This window comes from Paenibacillus sp. FSL W8-1187, assembly GCF_037965485.1.
In the GTDB taxonomy this organism is placed as follows: domain Bacteria; phylum Bacillota; class Bacilli; order Paenibacillales; family Paenibacillaceae; genus Paenibacillus_O; species Paenibacillus_O pasadenensis.
On the sequence record NZ_CP150181.1, the window covers coordinates 1,279,092 to 1,298,136 of the forward strand.

Annotated in this window: 13 protein-coding genes and 1 pseudogene; all 14 read left to right on the forward strand. The window is 64.6% G+C overall.

The annotated features are described in order from the left end of the window. Nucleotides 1-260 precede the first annotated feature (260 nt). A complete protein-coding gene (locus NYE40_RS05590) occupies nucleotides 261-827 on the forward strand; it encodes a GAF domain-containing protein (RefSeq protein WP_052333565.1) in 567 nt (188 codons plus the stop codon). Nucleotides 828-867: 40 nt separating this feature from the next. Continuing rightward, nucleotides 868-1,521, forward strand: a complete 654-nt coding sequence (locus NYE40_RS05595; RefSeq protein WP_028600362.1) for a response regulator transcription factor — start codon at nucleotides 868-870, stop codon at nucleotides 1,519-1,521. 253 nt (nucleotides 1,522-1,774) lie between these two features. Further along, nucleotides 1,775-2,815, forward strand: a complete 1,041-nt coding sequence (locus tag NYE40_RS05600) for a PAS domain S-box protein (protein ID WP_084137553.1) — start codon at nucleotides 1,775-1,777, stop codon at nucleotides 2,813-2,815. A 761-nt stretch (nucleotides 2,816-3,576) separates the two neighbouring features. Further along, nucleotides 3,577-4,089, forward strand: a complete 513-nt coding sequence (locus tag NYE40_RS05605; RefSeq protein ID WP_127464484.1) for a hypothetical protein — start codon at nucleotides 3,577-3,579, stop codon at nucleotides 4,087-4,089. 311 nt (nucleotides 4,090-4,400) lie between these two features. Next, on the forward strand, nucleotides 4,401-4,946 hold the full coding sequence (locus tag NYE40_RS05610) for a DoxX family protein (RefSeq protein ID WP_028600365.1): 546 nt from the start codon (nucleotides 4,401-4,403) through the stop codon (nucleotides 4,944-4,946). 191 nt (nucleotides 4,947-5,137) lie between these two features. After that, nucleotides 5,138-7,744 carry a bifunctional acetaldehyde-CoA/alcohol dehydrogenase gene (gene adhE, locus NYE40_RS05615; protein ID WP_101808632.1) on the forward strand — a complete coding sequence of 869 codons (2,607 nt, stop codon included), beginning with the start codon at nucleotides 5,138-5,140 and terminating at the stop codon, nucleotides 7,742-7,744. Between the two features lie 70 nt (nucleotides 7,745-7,814). Beyond that, complete coding sequence (gene pflB, locus NYE40_RS05620; protein ID WP_101808633.1) at nucleotides 7,815-10,082, forward strand: formate C-acetyltransferase; 2,268 nt, start codon at nucleotides 7,815-7,817, stop codon at nucleotides 10,080-10,082. Between the two features lie 726 nt (nucleotides 10,083-10,808). Then, nucleotides 10,809-11,531 (forward strand): annotated as a pseudogene (gene pflA, locus NYE40_RS05625) (pyruvate formate-lyase-activating protein); the annotation flags it as partial. A gap of 654 nt (nucleotides 11,532-12,185) precedes the next feature. Next, complete coding sequence (locus tag NYE40_RS05630; protein WP_339279501.1) at nucleotides 12,186-13,100, forward strand: M15 family metallopeptidase; 915 nt, start codon at nucleotides 12,186-12,188, stop codon at nucleotides 13,098-13,100. Nucleotides 13,101-13,221: 121 nt separating this feature from the next. Then, nucleotides 13,222-14,337: an extracellular solute-binding protein gene (locus NYE40_RS05635; protein WP_339279502.1), complete on the forward strand. Its 1,116-nt coding sequence runs from the start codon at nucleotides 13,222-13,224 to the stop codon at nucleotides 14,335-14,337. A gap of 4 nt (nucleotides 14,338-14,341) precedes the next feature. Next, the gene (locus NYE40_RS05640) at nucleotides 14,342-16,033 is read left to right on the forward strand and encodes an iron ABC transporter permease (protein ID WP_339279503.1); all 1,692 of its coding nucleotides are present in this window, start codon (nucleotides 14,342-14,344) and stop codon (nucleotides 16,031-16,033) included. Beyond that, a complete protein-coding gene (locus NYE40_RS05645) occupies nucleotides 16,030-17,157 on the forward strand; it encodes an ABC transporter ATP-binding protein (protein ID WP_101808636.1) in 1,128 nt (375 codons plus the stop codon). The genes NYE40_RS05640 and NYE40_RS05645 overlap by 4 nt, the downstream gene beginning before the upstream one ends. Nucleotides 17,158-17,162: 5 nt before the next feature. Continuing rightward, nucleotides 17,163-17,897: a metallophosphoesterase gene (locus NYE40_RS05650; RefSeq protein WP_101808637.1), complete on the forward strand. Its 735-nt coding sequence runs from the start codon at nucleotides 17,163-17,165 to the stop codon at nucleotides 17,895-17,897. Then, nucleotides 17,884-18,777: a LysR substrate-binding domain-containing protein gene (locus NYE40_RS05655; RefSeq protein ID WP_101808638.1), complete on the forward strand. Its 894-nt coding sequence runs from the start codon at nucleotides 17,884-17,886 to the stop codon at nucleotides 18,775-18,777. Before NYE40_RS05650 ends, NYE40_RS05655 begins: the two co-directional genes overlap by 14 nt. Nucleotides 18,778-19,045: the final 268 nt, after the last annotated feature.

The window sequence follows — 19,045 nt, forward strand, 5'->3', positions numbered from 1 at the left end:
TTCTGATTCCATCATACGGGATGCGGCCGGCTGCCGTTATCAGGGAACCGCCTGAACCGAGGGGGAGGAATTCCCCTATTTGTTGGTGAGATTGATCACATCCGAAGGGCAGTTCGGGGAGTTTTCCCGGATCGAATCAGGGAACTCCCGGACTTACTTGCGCGCTCGGGCATCGTACACTGGATCATAGGGAAGTCATCGGCGCATGGGGTAGGCGGATCGAGCCGCAGCCTGCGGATGCGCCAGAGGAGGGAACGGCAATGACGGAGGGGGAAAGGGGCGGCCGCGAGGAGCTGGAGCGGCTGCGGCGCGAGCTGGGCTGCGACCTGGCGATCGCGGGGCTCGCCTTGGCTGGAGGCGGATTGCGTTGGCGGGTCGCGTCCGGCGCGGTGAGCGAGCGCTACCGCATCATGGCGGAGCGGCCGGGCCGCGGCTTGGCGGGCACGGTGCTGAAGGTCGGGCGGCCGATGACGCTGCAGGCGGCGGAGCTGCGGGCCGGGCGGCAGCTGCAGGACTATCCGCTGCTTATCGCGGAGGGCATCTGCTCGGCGTATGCCGTGCCGCTGCTGGCGTCCGGCCGGCCGAGAGGCGTGCTGCTCGTCGGCTGCCGCGGTCCGAAAGCGTTTTCCGCTGCGGACCGGAGCGCGGCGGATGCCGGAGCGAGACGGCTGGAGGCGATGCTGGAGGAGCGCCCCGTCCGCGGGCGCGGATCGGATCTTGAACCCGATCTCGGATCGGATCTCGGATCGGATCGAGGCGGGGGCCGCGAGCCGCATGCGTCAGGGATCGCGGCGCCGCCGGGCGAGCCGCGGAGCGGACAGCTGTGATACACTGGAAAAAAATGCGCAAGGTCAAGGAGGCGGGCGTTTGATACGGGTATTGGTCGTAGACGATCATGCGGTCGTCCGGTCCGGCCTCGTCCAGCTGATGGACGGCCGGGACGGGCTGGAGGCGGCGGGCGAGGCGGCGGACGGAGACGAGGCGATCGCGAGGGCGCTGGAGCTGCGGCCGGACGTCGTGCTGATGGACCTCAGCATGCCGCACGGCAAGGACGGCTTGAGCGCGACGTCGGAGCTCAAGAAGCTGCTGCCGGATGTCGCCGTTCTCATTCTGACGATGCACGACGACGAGGAGTATTTGTTCCGCGCGATCCATTCGGGGGCGTCGGGGTATGTGCTGAAGAGCGCTCCTTACGAGGAGCTGCTCGGCGCGGTGCGCCATGTGGCGGACGGCCAGGCATATCTGTCCCCGGCGGCGACGAAGCGGCTCATGAGCGACTATCTCGACAAGGCGCGCAGCGGCGAGTTCGCCGGCAGCTTCGAGTCGCTGTCCGACCGGGAGCGCGAGATTCTCGCCAAGGTCGCGCAGGGCTACTCCAACAAGGAGATCGCCGAGCAGCTGTTCATCAGCGTCAAGACGGTCGAGAGCCACAAGAGCAACCTGATGGATAAGCTCGACCTGCGCACGAGGCCGGACCTGGTGAAATACGCGGCCAAGAAGGGACTGTTGAATTTTGACTGAGACAGGTCGGGAAAAGGAAGGCGAGCCGCGTCCGGAGTCCGGAGCGGCAGGAGCGTCTGCGGCGGAGGAGGGAGCGGGAGCGTCTGCGCCGGAGCAGGCCGCCGGAGCGGCAGGAGCATGTGCGGAGCATGCGGAAGCGGCCTCGACCGCGCTGGAGCAGGCTGCCGAAGTGGCAGGAGCGTCCGCGTCCTCCCCTGCTCCCGGCGAGATCGGGGCGAACGTGGAGCTGCTGCTGGAGGGCATCGGCTCGCGGATGGACGATCCGCGGTTCCGGGAGCTGCTGCGCCAGTCGCTGCGGCAGCTGTCGAATGTCAAGTTCGCGCTCGACGAGGCTTCGATCGTGGCGGTCACCGACGCGGCGGGGCGCATCCGCTACGTCAACGACCGCTTCTGCGCGATCTCGGGCTACGCGCGCGAGGAGCTGATCGGCCAGACGCATCGCATCGTCAAGTCGGGCCATCATGATCCGGCTTTTTTTCGCGAGCTATGGAGCCGCATCTCCTCCGGACAGGTATGGAAAGGCGAGATCCGCAACCGCTCCAAAAACGGCCGCCTGTATTGGGTCGATACAACCATCGTACCGTTCGCCGACGAGTCGGGCCGGCCGTACCAGTATCTGGCGATCCGCCACGAGGTGACGGAGCTCAAGGAGACGCAGGACCAGCTGCAGCAGGCGATGGCGGGCATGATGCAGATCCAGGAGGAGGAGCGGCGGCGCTTCTCGCGCGAGCTGCATGACGGGATCGGACAAAGCCTGTTCTCGCTCAAGATCTCGCTCGACCGCATGCTGCTGGAGGGCGCCGATACGCGACTCGAGTCGCTGCGGACCGATGTGTCGCAGCTCATGGAGGAGGTGCGCGGCATGGCCTGGGAGCTGCGTCCGTCCGTGCTGGACGATCTTGGCGTCGTGCCGGCGCTGCGCACCTACATCCAGAGCTTCGAGCGTCATTACGGCATCCGCGTCCGCTTCGTCTCGACGCTGTCCCGGCGGCCCGAGCTCGGCGCGGAGACGGCGCTTTACCGCGTCGTGCAGGAGGCGCTGACCAATCTGGCCAAGTACGCGGGCGTGTCCGAGGCTTCCGTCTCCCTGAAGGAGGAGGAGGGCCGGCTCGAGGCGCTCGTCCGCGACGACGGCGCCGGCTTCGAGCCGCTGCAGCCGCGCGGCGGAGGCGTCGGGCTGTTCAGCATGGAGGAGCGGGCCCGCGCCGCCGGCGGCGTGCTCGAGGTGCGGTCGGCCCCGGGCCTCGGCACCGAGGTGAAGCTGACGCTGCCCGCGGAGCGGAAGCAGCCGTGAAGCTGCGCTGGGCTTAGCTGATGCAGAGAGGGAGCTGCGCGGAAAAACCGAGCAGCTCGGGTGCGGAGGCGGCGAATGAGGGGAGTTGCGCGGAAAAACCGAGCAGCTCGGGTATGGAGGCGGACGAACGAGCGGAGTTGCGCGGAAAAACCGAGTAACTGGGTAGCGGAGACGGAAGAACGAGGGGAGCTGCGCGGAAAAACCGGGTGTGCAGGAGCAATCACATGCCTCTGCTCGAAGCTAGCGATACTCACGAGCTCTATTCGTTCTGATTTGTGCTGGTTTAACCGGCTAACGAAACGGACACGCCTTATTGCTGTCCAAACCGCTCCCAAAGCCGCCTTTCCAACTAAATAGCGATCCTCCGTTTCGTTAGCGGAAAAAAAGCCTGCAAAACCGCCGAATAGCGTTTCCTAGTATCGTTAGCGCCGAGGATGCCTCCGTAGTGAGAACGCGTCGCCCCGCCCAGCACCCGCGCCCCGCCCAACGCCAGCGCCCCGTCCCAGTGCCCGCGCCCCGTCCCGGCGGCAGCGCCCCGTCCCGGCGGGAGCGCCCCGCCCAGCACCCGCGCCCCGCCCAGCGGCAGCGCCTCGCCCCGGCGGGAGCGCCCCGTCCCGGCGGCAACGCCCCCTGCTCCGCCCCTGCTCCGCCCCGCCCGATGGGCGAGGCGGGCTTTCTTTTCTCTATAATGTGATTTATTTCACATACATACCGTGAGAAGCAGGATACACTAAAGCCATGAAACAAGGAGGTTGATGGAGATGAGAACCATGGCCCCGCAAGAGGAAAGGCTCTCGACGCTGACGCATCCCGCTCCCGACATCGCAGTCGAGCGGGCATCCCGGGAGCAGGAGCGGCTGCACGCCGAGCTGCAGGCGCTCGTCCGGCAGACCTGCTCCGTCCGTCAGGCGGAAGAGCCGGTGAGGCTGAGCCGGGAATTCCGCAAGCTGACGAGCCAGGTGCTGAAGCTGCAGGAGGACTGGCAGGCGCACAGCCGCTGGGTGGAGACGGAGTTTCTGCCGTATGTGACGTGGTACTGGGGAGAGGAGCCCGATCTGTTCGCGCTCATGGACCATGAATACGAGCTCGCCGAACGGTGCCTGGAGCGCTTCAACGAACGGCTCGGCCAGGCAGCCGTGCCGCTGGAGCCGGAGGATGCCCGCAAGCTGACCTCCCATCTGCTCCAAGCGTATGCGATCCTCAAAAACCGCATGCTGGAGGAAGAGGAGCTCGTGCAGCAGCTGAAGGACCGGTCCAACCGGTACGATTTCTAGGGCGTGTTTGCAACCCCGCTCAGGAGCGTCTATCACCGCCTTTTTGCCCCCTGCTTCGTCACGCAGACTCGACGTACCCCCGGTACGCCTTCGCCTACGTTCCTCGCAGGGATCAAAAATTCGGCCCTATCTGCTTCCTTCGAAGGATGCAAACACACCCTAGCCGCGCCGAACTAAGTGAAAATATTCACAATAAAATACGGCAAACGTGACAAACCGCACATCCGAGCCTTCCGGCAAGAAGCATAATGAAGGAGCAAGGAAGAAACAGCCAGGCAAGCAAGTCTAATCCACGAAAGGGGTTGACCGTCATGGTCGCCAAATTTTTCAGAGAAAACGCATGGGTAGGGGCAGCGATCCTGCTGCTGAGGGTATATGTAGGCTGGGATTGGATGACGCACGGGTGGGAGAAGATGAGGGACGGCTTCGATGCCGGAGGCTTCCTCCAGAACGCGGTCGCCAAGCCGGTCGCCGATCGGGCGACGCAGGAGGTGCTGTTCCCGACCTACACCTGGTTCATCGAGCATGTCGCCCTGCCGAACGTGAAGATCATCAACTTCCTCATCCCGGTCGGCGAGTTCCTGATCGGCCTTGGCCTCATCGTCGGCGGACTGACGCTGACGGCAGCCTTCTTCGGCATGATGCTCAACTTCCTCTTCCTCTTCGCCGGCACCGTAAGCACGAACCCGTGGCTGCTGCTGATCGGCACGATCATCTTCTTCGCCGGCGCCAACGCCGGACGGTTCGGACTGGACGGCCTGCTGAAGCCGCATCTGCGCAAGTGGTGGAACGAGCGCGGCGGCGAGGACGCCGGCGCCGGACGCGGACTGTTCGCCAAGAAAGCCGCCAAGCACTGAACCGGCGCGAGTCCAGCGCCAGCAAGACGCTCATCCAGGCAGCACCTCATAGACAGCTCCACGAAGATCCGAGCCGAATCTGATCCAGATCCGGCTCGCCGGGGCATGAGGGGTCGGCGGTCCGCCGGCTCCTCATGCGATCGGCATCCATAGAAACGGTCCGCAAAGGACCGACAGGAGGCAGGAGAGTCATGGCGATGAAGGAAAAAGCCCAGCAGCAGGTCGTTTCCGCGCAGGATGAAGTGAACCGGCTGGCCGCAAGGGCCAAAAAAGCCCAGGCGGCCTACATGAAGCTGGACCAGGAGCAGGTCGACCGGATCGTGCAGGCGATGGCGCTGGCCGGCCTCGACCGGCACATGCCGCTCGCCAAGCTTGCGGTCGAGGAGACCGGGCGCGGCGTCTACGAGGACAAGATCACCAAGAATATTTTCGCCACGGAATACATCTACCACAGCATCAAGAACGAGAAAACGGTCGGCGTCATCGAGGAGAACGTCCACGAAAGCTACCGCAAGGTCGCCGAGCCCGTCGGCGTCATCGCCGGCATCACGCCGGTGACCAACCCGACGTCCACGACGATGTTCAAGGCTCTGATCGCGGCCAAGACCCGCAACCCGATCGTGTTCGCGTTCCACCCGTCGGCGCAGCGCTCCAGCTCGGAGGCGGCCCGCACGCTGCTGCAGGCGGCCGTTGCCGCCGGCGCTCCCGAGCACTGCATCCAGTGGATCGAGCATCCGTCCGTCGAAGCGACGCAGCTGCTCATGAACCACAAGGACATCGCGCTCGTGCTCGCCACCGGCGGCTCGGCGATGGTCAAGTCCGCGTACAGCACCGGCAAGCCGGCGCTCGGCGTCGGTCCCGGCAACGTGCCTTGCTTCATCGAGCGCACGGCGAACCTGGAGCAGGCGGTCACCGACCTGATCCTGTCCAAGACGTTCGACAACGGCATGATCTGCGCCTCCGAGCAGGCGGTCATCCTCGACGAGCCGATCTATGCCGAGGCGAAGCGGCTCATGAGCGAGAAGGGCTGCTATTTCCTGAACGAGGAGGAAAAGGCCGCCGTCTCCAAGCTCGTCATCCAGACGGACAAATGCGCGGTCAACGCCGTCATCGTCGGCCAGTCCGCGGCCAAGATTGCCGAGATGGCCGGCATCTCCGTTCCGGCCGCCACGAAGGTGCTCGTCGCCGAGCTTGAAGGCGTCGGCGAGAAATACCCGCTGTCGGCCGAGAAGCTGAGCCCCGTGCTCGCCTGCTACAAGGTCAAGACGGCGCAGGACGGCATCGAGCGGGCCGCGCAGGTCGTCGCTTTCGGCGGCATGGGCCACTCCTCGGTCGTGCACTCGCACGACGACGCGGTCATCGCGGCGTTCGCGGGGCGGCTGCAGACCGGCCGCATCATCGTCAACTCCCCTTCGACGCACGGCGCGATCGGCGACATCTACAACACGAACCTGCCGTCGCTGACGCTCGGCTGCGGCTCCTACGGCAGCAACTCGACGACGAACAACGTATCGGCGGTGAACCTCATCAACATCAAGCGCGTGGCGACCCGGACGAACAACATGCAGTGGTTCAAGATCCCGCCGAAAATCTACTTCGAGCGCGGCGCGACCCAGTACCTGGAGAAAATGCCCGACATCACCCGCGTGGCGATCATCACCGACGAGGCGATGGTGAAGCTCGGCTACGTCGAGAAGGTCGAGTACTACCTGCGCAAGCGCCGGCTGCCGGTCGCCATCGAGATCTTCTCCGACGTCGAGCCCGATCCGTCGGTCGAGACGGTCGAGCGCGGCACGCGCATGCTGGCGGCGTTCAAGCCGGACTGCATCATCGCGCTCGGCGGCGGCTCCCCGATGGACGCGGCCAAGGCGATGTGGCTGTTCTACGAGTACCCGGACACGAGCTTCGACTCGCTGAAAATGAAGTTCCTGGACATCCGCAAGCGCATCTACAAGTACCCGCGCCTCGGCAGCAAGGCCCAGTTCGTCGCCATCCCGACGACGTCGGGCACCGGCTCGGAGGTGACCTCGTTCGCCGTCATCACCGACAAGAACAAGGGTAACACGAAGTACCCGCTCGCCGACTACGAGCTGACGCCGGACGTCGCCATCGTCGACCCGGACTACGTGTACACGCTGCCGAAGACAGCGGTCGCCGACACTGGCATGGACGTGCTGACGCATGCGATCGAAGCGTACGTCTCGGTCATGGCGAACGACTACACGGACGGTCTCGCGCTCAAGGCGATCCAGCTCGTGTTCGAGAACCTGGAGGCGTCGTACCATCAGGCAGACCCGCGTGCCCGCGAGAAAATGCACAACGCCTCGACGATCGCCGGCATGGCGTTCGCGAACGCCTTCCTCGGCATCAACCACAGCCTGGCGCACAAGTGGGGCGGCCAGTACCATACGGCCCACGGCCGCACGAACGCGATCCTGATGCCGCATGTCATCAAGTACAACGCGTCGGCGCCGTCGAAGTTCGCTTCGTTCCCGAAATACGACCACTTCGTCGCCGACAAGCGCTACGCCGACATCGCCCGCCTGCTCGGCCTGCCGGCCCGCACGACGGAGGAGGCCGTCGCCAGCCTGATCGAGGCGATCCGCGGCCTGAACCGCTCGCTCGGCATTCCGGAGTCGTTCCAGGCGCTCGGCTTTGACGAGAGCGACTTCGAGGCCCGCGTCGACGAGCTCGCCGACCGCGCCTTCGAGGATCAGTGCACGACCGCCAACCCGCGCATGCCGCTCGTCGCCGAGCTGGCCGACGTCTATCGGGGCGCTTTCTACGGACGGTTCTAGGAGGGAGGCCGCGCTGCGGCGATCAAGCGATCGTCGCGGCGCGGCGACCAAGCGAAGGAGGAGTACAGCTATGGCCATCAATGAAAAGGACATCCGAGCCATCGGAGGCCTGGACGCCTGGAGAGGCTTCCGTCCCGGCAAATGGCAGCGCGCCATCGACGTCAATGCCTTCATCGGCGCCAATCTGACCCCGTACGAGGGCGACGAGGCGTTCCTCGCCGAGCCGACGGAAGCGACGCGCGCGCTGTGGGAGGAGGTGCTGCGGCTCATGAAGCAGGAGCGCGAGCGCGGCGGCGTGCTCGACATCTCCACGGACGTCGTCTCGACGATCGTCTCGCACGGCCCCGGCTACATCGACCGGCCGCTGGAGCAGGTCGTCGGCCTGCAGACGGACGCGCCGCTGAAGCGCTCCGTGCAGCCGTTCGGCGGCATCCGCATGGTGATCGACGCCTGCGAGGCCTACGGCTACAAGGCGGACGAGGCGATGGTGAAGACGTTCACCGACATCCGCAAGACGCATAACCAGGGCGTGTTCGACGCCTACACGGCCGACATGCGCCTGGCGCGCAAGGCCGGCATCATCACCGGCCTGCCGGACGCCTACGGCCGCGGCCGCATCATCGGCGACTACCGCCGCGTGGCGCTGTACGGCATCGACCGGCTTGTCGCCGACAAGAAGGCCGAGCTGAAGCAGCGCGAGGGCACGCCGATGAGCGAGAGCCTCATCCGCCAGCGCGAGGAGCTGTCCGAGCAGATCCGGGCGCTCGGCGAGCTGAAGCAGATGGCGGCCTCGTACGGCTTCGACCTGTCGGAGCCGGCCGCGACGGCCAAGGAAGCGGTGCAGTGGCTGTATTTCGCCTACCTCGCGGCCATCAAGGAGCAGAACGGCGCGGCGATGAGCATCGGGCGCATCTCCAGCTTCCTCGACATCTATGTGGAAAGGGATCTGAGGGAAGGGCGCCTCGACGAGGCGCAGGCGCAGGAGCTGGTCGACCACCTCGTCATGAAGCTGCGGCTCGTCAAGTTCCTGCGCACGCCGGACTACAACGAGCTGTTCAGCGGCGACCCGACATGGGTAACGGAATCGATCGGCGGCATGGGGCTGGACGGACGCTCGCGGGTGACGAAGAGCAGCTTCCGCTTCCTGCACACGCTGTACAATCTCGGTCCCGCGCCGGAGCCGAACCTGACGGTGCTCTGGTCGGCGCGCCTGCCGCAGGGCTTCAAGGAGTATTGCGCCAAGGTGTCGATCGACACGAGCTCGATCCAATACGAGAACGATGATCTGATGCGTCCGCTGTACGGCGACGACTACGGCATCGCGTGCTGCGTGTCGGCGATGCGGATCGGCAAGCAGATGCAGTTTTTCGGCGCGCGGGCGAACCTGGCCAAGGCGCTGCTGTATGCGATCAACGGCGGCGTCGACGAGAAGCTCGGCGAGCAGGTCGGACCGGCGTTCGCGCCGATCACGGCGGACGTGCTTGATTACAAGGAAGTGCTGAAGCGCTACGACAGCATGCTCGACTGGCTGGCGGGGCTGTACATCGACACGCTCAACGTCATCCACTACATGCACGACAAGTACAGCTACGAGCGCATCGAGATGGCGCTGCACGACACTGACCTCGTGCGCACGATGGCTTGCGGCATCGCCGGCCTGTCGGTCGTCGCCGACTCGCTGAGCGCGATCAAGCACGCCAAGGTGCGTCCGATCCGCGACGAGCGCGGGCTGGCGGTCGACTTCGAGATCGAGGGCGACTACCCGCAGTACGGCAACAACGACGACCGCGTCGACCGCATCGCCGTGGAGCTGACGGAGCGCTTCATGAACAAGCTGAAGCGGCATGAGACGTACCGCGGCGCGGTGCATACGCAGTCGGTGCTGACGATCACCTCGAACGTCGTCTACGGCAAAAAGACCGGCAGCACGCCGGACGGCCGCAAGGCCGGCGAGCCTTTCGCCCCCGGCGCGAACCCGATGCACGGCCGCGACCGCAAGGGCGCGCTCGCCTCGCTGAACTCGGTCGCCAAGCTGCCGTACGACAGCAGCCTCGACGGCATCTCGAACACGTTCTCGATCGTGCCGAAGGCGCTCGGCAAGGAGGCCGACGTCCGCGTGAGGAACCTCGTCTCGCTGCTCGACGGCTACAGCGCCAAGGGCGGGCACCATCTGAACGTGAATGTGTTCAACCGCGAGCAGCTGATGGACGCGATGGAGCATCCGGAGCAGTACCCGCAGCTGACGATTCGCGTGTCGGGGTATGCGGTGAACTTCATCAAGCTGACGCGCGAGCAGCAGCTGGACGTGATCAACCGGACGTTCCACGGCTCGGTGTGACGGGACGGCGCTGGCGATAGGTGGGAGCGAATTGGAGCGGGCGCATGGCAGCCGGTGCGAGGAGCTCGGGGCGCGCATGGAGCTGAGCCGTCACGAGGAGCTCGGAGCCCGATAACCGCTCCGCGAAGGGAAGGGCCCTCCGATCGCTCTTGAACGCAGGAATCCCCGATCCTCTTTTCCAAAAAGGTGGATTCCCGCCTTCAAAGGCGAACGCGTCCGCTTCTCCAGGCTCCTTCCCTTCGCTCCGCTGGCGGGCCCTTGAAGAGGATGCCGCTTAGCCCCGGAGCTTAAAGGCCGCTGCGCGAAAGGAAAAAGACATTCAAACATTCAAGCCGATAGCCGCTGCGCGGAGGAGCACCTACGTGGCTGTCGCAGAGCGGCAAGCTGATGTTCTGAACGCCGACGGCTAGCAGTCCGAATGCTCTCCGATTCAATCGCACCCTCCCGCAAGAGTTGAATGAGCCGGTCAGCCGGACCGAGGGAGCCGAGAGTGCCTTGGATGCGAGGAAAGAGCCGGTTAGCAGGACCGTGAGAGTCGAGAGTGCCTTGGATGAGAGGAAAGAGCCGGTCAGCTGGAAGCAGGGAGCCGAGAGTGCCTTGGATGAGAGGAAAGAGCCGACTGGCCGGATCCAGGGAGTCGAGAGTGCCTTGGATGAGATGGTAGAATTTGGTAATAGAAGAACAGGGCGGACGAAAGCCCCGAAACGGCAGAGGGAGGGAACCATCATGCACACCGGGAGAATCCACTCTCTCGAAACGTTCGGAACGCTCGACGGTCCGGGAATCCGCTTCGTGCTGTTCATGCAGGGCTGCGCTTTGCAATGCCGCTATTGCCATAACCCGGACAGCTGGGATACGGCCGCGGGACAGCCGCGCACGGTCGAGGAGGTGCTGGCCGAAATCGAACCGTACGTCGACTATTACAAAAGCTCGGGCGGCGGCATCACGGTCACCGGCGGCGAGCCGACGCTGCAGGCGCCGTTTGTCGCCGAGCTGTTCCGCGAGTGCAAGAGGCGCTGGGGGCTGCACACGGCGCTCGACTCCTCCGGCTTCTGCGATCCGCATCACGCGGAGGCGCTGCTCGAGGCGACGGATCTGGTGCTGCTCGATCTGAAATACATGGATTCGGAAGGACATCGCAAGCTGACGACGCAGCCCAACGAGCGCATCCTGACGTTCGCCTGCCGCTTGTCGCGCATGGGCATCCCGATGTGGATCCGCCGCGTGCTCGTGCCGGGACTGACGGACAACGCCGCCGATCTGATGAAGCTTGGACGCTTCATCTCCGGCCTGCGCACGGTCGAGAAGGTGGAGGTGCTGCCTTATCACCGGATGGGCGTATTCAAATGGCAGCAGCTCGGACGTCCGTACTCGCTGGAAGGCTACCGCGAACCGGACGCCAAAGAAGTCGATCGCGCCGTGAAATGGATCGAGCAAGGCCGCCGGGAAGGGGCCGCCGAGCAAGGGCGCAGAGAAGGAACGGCCGCCGAGCAAGGGCGCCGAAGCAGGGAGGTCGCCGAGCAAGGGCGCCAAGACGGGACGGCCGCGGCGAATGGCGGCATGGCCGAGACGGTGCGAGGCGCCGCCGGGCCGGAGGACGTGGGCAGCGCAGGCAGGCCTTGCAAGCAGAGCTTCGATCGCAGAACAGCCCCCGCACCAGGTCAGGAGCTGCGCTGCGCGGGCGGCAGCGGCGTCTAGCTCGGCAAGGCGGCAGATGAGAAGAATGAATGAATCCAAGGCGCTTGGGCGCCTTGGATTTTTGTATATCTGCGCAGGTTGCCGAGATCGGAATGGAGGCGAACAGGGGAGGCTGTGCCCAATTATTGGGTGACATCCCTAGCCTCGCGCTCTCGGAGAGTCTACTGCACGGTTTTTTCGCGTAAAAGAACTCCTTGAGCGGATCCAGAGTCCGTCTCACTGTCCATGCGGCTAGACGAGGTGATGTCGCATCGGTGGAAAGGGAGCCCGTATGTGGTAAATGTACCACTGGTGGAGGCGCATCGGCGGAGAGGGACGGTACGGGGCGTTTTGTTTTGTATGATTTTTCGTCCGACTCCGATAGAATCGTAGGAGTAGAAGCGAGTGCGAAGGAGGAGAGAGTCGATGAGTCGAACGCGAAAAGCCGCCATGCTTGCAGCCGCCGCCGCGCTGCTGCTGAGCGCCTGCGACGCAGGCGGCCAAGGTGCCGCCAGCGGCAGCCTTGAAGCGGCCGGCGGCAGCGCGAATGCCGCATCGCCAAGCGTCGCCGCATCGCCAAGCGCCGCCGCATCGCCAAGCGCCGCCGCATCGCCAAGCGCCGCCGCATCGCCGGCTCCGGCCGAGCCGGCCGCTTCGCCGGCTCCGGCGATGTCGCCGAAGCCCGCCTCGCCCAGGGAGGAGAAGAAGCCCGTGCCCGAACGCAAGCGCAAGCTGCCGTCCGGCTTCGTCTATGTGGACGAAGTCATTCCGACGGCGCAATACGAGATCCGCTATTTCACGGACTATAACTTCGTCGGAGCGCGGCTGGACGGCTACAATGCCCCCTACGCGATCCTCACGAAGCAGGCGGCCGAGGCGCTCAAGGAAGCCCATGACTTCCTGGCGCCCAAGGGCTACGGCCTGAAAATCTTCGACGCCTACCGTCCGGCCAAGGCGGTGCGGCAGTTCGTCGCCTGGTCCAAGGACGCCTCCGACCAGCGGATGAAGGAGGAGTTCTACCCCGAGGTGGACAAGGCGAAGGCGTTCAAGCTCGGCTATATCTCCTCGCGCTCCGGCCATTCGCGGGGAAGCACGGTCGATCTGACGCTGTTCGAGCGGAAGACGGGCAAGGAGGCCGACATGGGCTCGCCGTTCGATTTTTTCGGGGACATCTCGAGTCACGGCACCCCCGAGATCGGCAAGGCGCCGGCGGAGCGGCGCGCGCTGCTCAAGCGGGCGATGGAGCTGGCGGGCTTCAAGCCGTACAGCAAGGAATGGTGGCATTACACGTTGGAGAAGGAGCCGTTTCCTAAAAAATACTTCGATTTCGATATCGAATAAATCTATGATTCCATCCAATTTTATCGAATTTATTTAATAAAACCTTACCCTGACGTTGACGGATCCCTGACACAGGTCTTCTATGCTTGTAGCATCAAGACATTGATCAGGAGGTTTCGATATGCCAGCAATGGTCCGCCGCAAGACCGTTACCGCCCTTCTCGCGCTGTCGCTCTCCCTCGCCGTATCCGCATGCGGAGCCCAGAACGCGTCCCAGAATGCAGCCGGTCCCGCTGCAAAAGGACAGGCTCCGGCCGGCACGGAAGCATCGGCTGCTCCGGAGGCATCGACGGCGCCGTCCAAATCGGACGAGCCGCTCGTCGTCTACCTGAACGACTTCGACGAAATCATCCAGCCGATGTTCGAGCAGGCGACCGGCTACAAGCTGGAGCTCGTATCCGGCAACGGCGCCGAGCTGGCCTCCCGCATCGAAGCGGAGAAGGGCAATCCGCACTGGGATGTCGTCTGGATGGATTCCATGCCGTTGATCGACCAGTTGGGCAAAACCGGCCGACTGCTGGAGGGCTGGACGCCGGCGGACATCGGCAACCTGACCGACTTCGCCAGCGGACTCGTGCCGGCGAACGGAACTTATTACCCGACCGGCGCCCATGCTGCCGCCGTCATCGCCTACAACACGAAAGCCTTCACGAAGGACACGGCTCCGAAGACATGGGCCGATCTGGCCGATGCGAAGTTCAAGAATGCGCTGGGCATGGCTGATCCTGCCGTCGCCGCCCCGGCCTATCCGTTCGTCTCCTATTTCTTCCAAAGCCAAGGGATGGATGCCGCTAAAGGGTATTTCGACAGCCTGTTCAAAAACGGCATGCATGTGTACCCGAAAAATCCGAACGTCGCCAAAGCGCTGACCGGCGGGGAAATCAAGGCAGCCGCCCTTCAGGAAAGCAACGCCTACGCGCTGAAAAACAAAGGCGAGCCGATCGATATCATCTGGCCTGCCGAAGGAGCCCCTGCGTCGGTGCGCGTCGCCGCGATCCAGAAAGAGACGAAGCATCTGGAAGCCGCCAAGGCGTTTGTCGAGTTCCTGCTCGATCCCAAGACGCAGCAGGCGCTGATCGACAAGGGCGAGGAGAGCTACTTCGAGCCTTCCGCCAAAGGCGTGAACGCCAAGGCCGACCGCGCGGGAGATGCCAAGCTTGTTTTGGCTGAAGCGGCTTGGGCCGGCGAGCATGAAGGCGAGATCAAGCAATGGTTCGCAGACAAAGCGGTGAAGTGACGGAATGAAGCTCCTGCCGAGTCAAGGCAACAGGACGGGCTGGCTGATGCTGGCCGTCCTGTTTGTCCTCATTCTGCTGCCGCTGCTCGCCGTCGTCATCCAGGTGCTCTTTCCCGGCATTTTCTTCGGCACCCTGAAGATCGGTGATCTTTCCCTGCTGCTCGACATCTTCAGACGGCCGCTATGGTATGCCTCGCTCAAAAATTCGGTCCTGCTCGGCCTGGGCACGACGGTTCTGGCCACGCTCCTCGGCGGAGCGCTGGCTTTTGCCCGTTCCCGCTGGGCCTTTCCGACGGCCAGACTGCTGGACATCTCGGTCTGGCTGCTGCTGATCACCCCTTCCTTCATTCTGGCGCAGGGATGGGTCATGTTCGCGGCTCCGGACGGCCTCGCCGCCCAGCGGCTGGGCTGGAACGGAGCGGCCGCGCTGGTGTTCCAGCCAGCGGGGCTGATCGCCGTCATGACGCTGAGCAAGTTCCCGCTAGCCTATCTGACGGTGAAGGCGGCGCTGCAGTGGAGGGTCGAGAGGCTGAGCGACGCGGCGCGGCTGTCGGGCGCCTCTCCATGGACGGTGCTGCGCACCGTGGAGCTGCCGCTGCTGCTGCCCGCCATCGCTTCGGGAGCGATGCTGGTGTTCATGGACACGGTCGGCGACTTCGGCCTGCCTGCCTCCATCGCAGCCGTGTTCCGCTTTCCGACGCTGCCTTATTCCATCTACTCCGCGCTGTACACATCCCCGATCCGCTTCGACATGGCAGGGGCGCTGTCGTTCTATCTCGTGCTGCTGATCGCGCTCGCGATGAGTGTCCAGCTGTATGCCATGCGCAAGTCGCGCTTCGACTTTCTCTCCTCGCGCGCGGTGGAGTCGCAGCCTCGCCGTCCGGCCAAAGGCGGCGCGCTGCTGGCGCTGGCCAACTCGGCCTTTCTGGCGATCGCCATCGGCATCCCGCTCGGCTCCAATCTGCTGATGTCGCTGCAGGGCGACTCCGCCGGCGGGGAGTTCACGCTGGACAACTACCGCGCTCTGTTCCAGGGGGACAGCCGCCTCGCGCAGGGTCTGGCGCATAGCCTGGAAATTGCGCTGACCGCGGCGGCAATCGGACTTGTCGTCGGCTTCCTGACGGCATATGTCCTGACTTATACCTCCTTCAGGCTGAAGAAGACGATCGACGTCATGTCCCTCGTCTCGCTGGCGGTGCCGGGCATCGTGCTCGGCATCGGCTATATCTTCATCTGGAACCAGGCCTGGCTGCAGCACATCGGGCTGCTTCTGTACGGCACGCCGTGGATTCTCGCGCTCGGCGGCGTGGCCGGCGCCATCCCGGTCATCACCCGCATCATGGCGGGAGCGATGGCCCAGGTGCCGGAACGACTGCTGGCCGCGGCGCAGCTGCAGGGGGCCGGCTTCTTCTCCCGGCTGCGGACGGTGCTGGCGCCGCTCGTGAAGGGCGCTCTCCTCTCGGCCGGACTGACGGCGTTCGGCTCCAGCGTATTCGACCTGGCGCTGTCCTCCGTGCTGTATCCGCCCAACTATATGACACTGCCGGTCGTCATCAACAAAGCCTTCGAGGACCTCCGGTTCGGCTACGCATCGGCGGCGACGCTGACGGGAGCCGGACTGGTCGTCCTGATCATTCTGAGCGTGGACCTGCTGGCCCGGGGGACGCGCCGACGTTCAAGGAGAACGACTTCATGACAGCGATGCTGGAGATCAAGCAAGTAGGCAAATCGTACGGCAAGCAGGAGGTGCTGGGGAGCGTCGATCTGAGCGTGCAGGCTGGAGAGATCATCAGCGTGCTCGGTCCGTCCGGCTGCGGCAAGTCGACGCTGCTGCAGCTGATCGCCGGCCTGCAGCAGCCGGACCGCGGCGAGATCCTGCTGCGCGGCAAGCTGGCCGCCTCCCGGTCGGCCATGCTGGCGCCGGAGAAGCGCGGCATCAACATGGTATTCCAGGATTATGCCTTGTGGCCCCATATGACGGTGTTCGAAAATATCGCCTACGGCATGCGCCGGAGCAGGCAGGACCAGGCCGGCATCAAGGCCTCCGTGGCGGAGCTGGCTGCGCTGCTCAGGCTGGAAGGACTGGAGCAGCGCCTGCCGCCGCAGCTGTCCGGCGGCCAGCAGCAGCGCGTCGCCATCGCGCGGGCGCTCGCGACCAAGCCGGATCTGATGCTGCTCGACGAGCCGCTCTCGAACCTCGACATGCAGCTGCGCGTCGAGATGCGCACGGAGATGGCCTATCTGTTCAAAAAGCTGGGCACGACGGTCTTCCATGTGACCCACGATCCGGAAGAAGCCTTCTCCATGGCCGACCGTCTGGTCATCATGCGCGAAGGCGCGATCGACCAGATCGGCACGCCTCAGGAATGCTGGCGCCGGCCGGCATCCGCATCGGCGGCCAAGCTGCTGGGAGCGGGCAATCGGCTGGAGGTCATGGGCAGGATCGGCGGGGGCGTATCGGTCGGAGAGGCAAAGCTGGCCGGGGTGTGGCCCGGCCAGCTGGCTGCGTCCAACGCAGAAGGACCCGCTCAGCTGCTCTTCCGTCCGGATGCGGCGGATTTTCAGCCGCATGTCGTCTGCACCTCGGGCGAGGCCGCTGAATCAGCGGCTTCGCTGGAGCCGGCCTGGGAGCGGAACCGTCTGCCCGTGCATGTCGTGCACAGCGTCTTTGAGGGCAAGGGCTGGAGAGTGCTGGCCCGCACGTCCGACGGACAGCCGCTGACGTTCCTGCATCATCGGCCGCTCGCAGCCGGCGACGAGGGCCTGCTGACGATATCCCCGACCGATCTGTACCTTTATCCCATACTGGAGGCCAACTGATCCTCATGTCCCGAATACTCGCGTTGTCCGACATCCATGGCTTCACCGCCGAGGCTCGCCGGCTGCTGCAAGCGGCCGCCTACGAGCCGGGCCGGGACAAGCTCTTTCTGCTGGGCGATTATATCGATTACGAGCCGTGTACATGGAGTTCTCTGGACGAAATCATGGAGCTGACGGCCGGCGGCGCCGTCGCGCTCGCCGGCAACATGGAGCGGCATCTGCAGCGGCATCTGGAGCAGGAGCTGGAGAGCCGCGGGAGCCTGGATCACGGCAGCTCCGTTCAGCTGCAGTTTCTGAAGCGCCTGCCGCTGCATGCCGCGGCTGGCGGATGGCTGTTCGTGCATGCCGGCATCCGTCCCGGAGTGCCTCTGGAGCGGCAGGCGGAGCGCGATCTCATCGGCATCCGGGAAGAATTCTGGGGGGCCGCGGAGGCCGCAGAGGCGCCGCCGATGCATGGCGGCGGGACGTTGGAGACAAGCGGCGAATGGCTGCCGCAAGTACAAATCGTGTTCGGGCATACGCCGACGCACAAGATCGGAGCGCCGCCGGGAGAGCTGTGGCGCGGTCCCGGCAAGCTCGGCATCGATACCGGGGCCAAGCATGGCCTGCGGCTGACGCTCGTCGATCTGACCGGACGCAAGGACTATTCCTGTCCGACTTCTCCCGCTGGTCCGGGTCAGGAGCAAGCCGCTGTCGCCATCAACGATTGGGAGGCGGGTGAGGGAGATGAACCTGCTTAAATTCCAGATCGTCGAGCTGCTCGACAAGCACCGCAAAATAACCGCCGTGGCAGAGGCGCTGGGCCTCAAGCAGCCTACGGTCACCTACCATATGAAGTCGCTGGAGCAGGAGTACGGCGTGAAGCTGTTCGAGCCTCGGATGGACAAGGTGATTCTGACCGAAGCTGGACGCGCCTTGCTGCATTATGCCGGCAAAATCAACTGCCTGGCCTCCGAGGCGAAGCGGACCGTCGAGGAATACGGAACTCCCGGCAGAGGGACCCTCCGCGTCGGAGCCAGCTATGTCCCGGCTACTTATATGCTGCCGCGCCTGCTCAAGGAGTTCGCAGCGCGCCATCCCAAGGTGACGGTCACGCTGGCGGTCAAGCCCTCCGCCGTGATCAAGGAGATGCTGCTGAATCACGAGATCGATCTCGGCGTCCTGTCGGCGGAGCCGTTCCGCCTGCCGATGCTGGACGTGCGCGAGCTCTGCGACGACGAGCTGGTGCTGGCGCATGCTCCGAGCCATGATCTGGCCGCGAGCTCTGAGCTGACCCCGGGCCTCCTATGCACGGCTGATTTTGTGCTCCATGGACCGCATTCCAGCACGCGCGAGCTGACGGACCGCTGGCTGGAGCAGCATGGAGTCCGGCTGGAGCAGCATCTGGAGCTGGATTCGCTGGAAGCGATCAAGCAGATGGTCATTCAGGGCGGGCATGTTACATTCGCATCGGGACTCGCGATCCAGGCAGAGGTGGCCAGAGGCCAGCTGCTGGCAAGAGCGATCCCGGAATTCCGCCATCGGCGCAAGATCAGCTGCGCCACCAACCGCGACCGCCATCACTCCGGCCCGCTGGATAGCATGATGGAGCTGCTGCAGGGCTGGGAACAGATTCAATAAACCTTGGGCGGCATTCAACCTTTAACGGCGGATTTAACGCACTCGCCGAGGCCGCGGCGGAGCGGGATAAGCGGATCGCCTTCCTGCAGGGCAAGGGCTGGCTGACGCCGCAGGATTCCCTCAAGACGCAGCTGATCCTGGAGCGTTGCTAGGCGGCGGAACGGAATTCAAGGCCTTCCTGCGGGAAGGCCTTTTTGCGATGCTCATGCGGCCTGCAGCGCCCCGCGTGCAAGCGCCCCGAGCGCCGGCGACATTGCGGCTGGCGGCT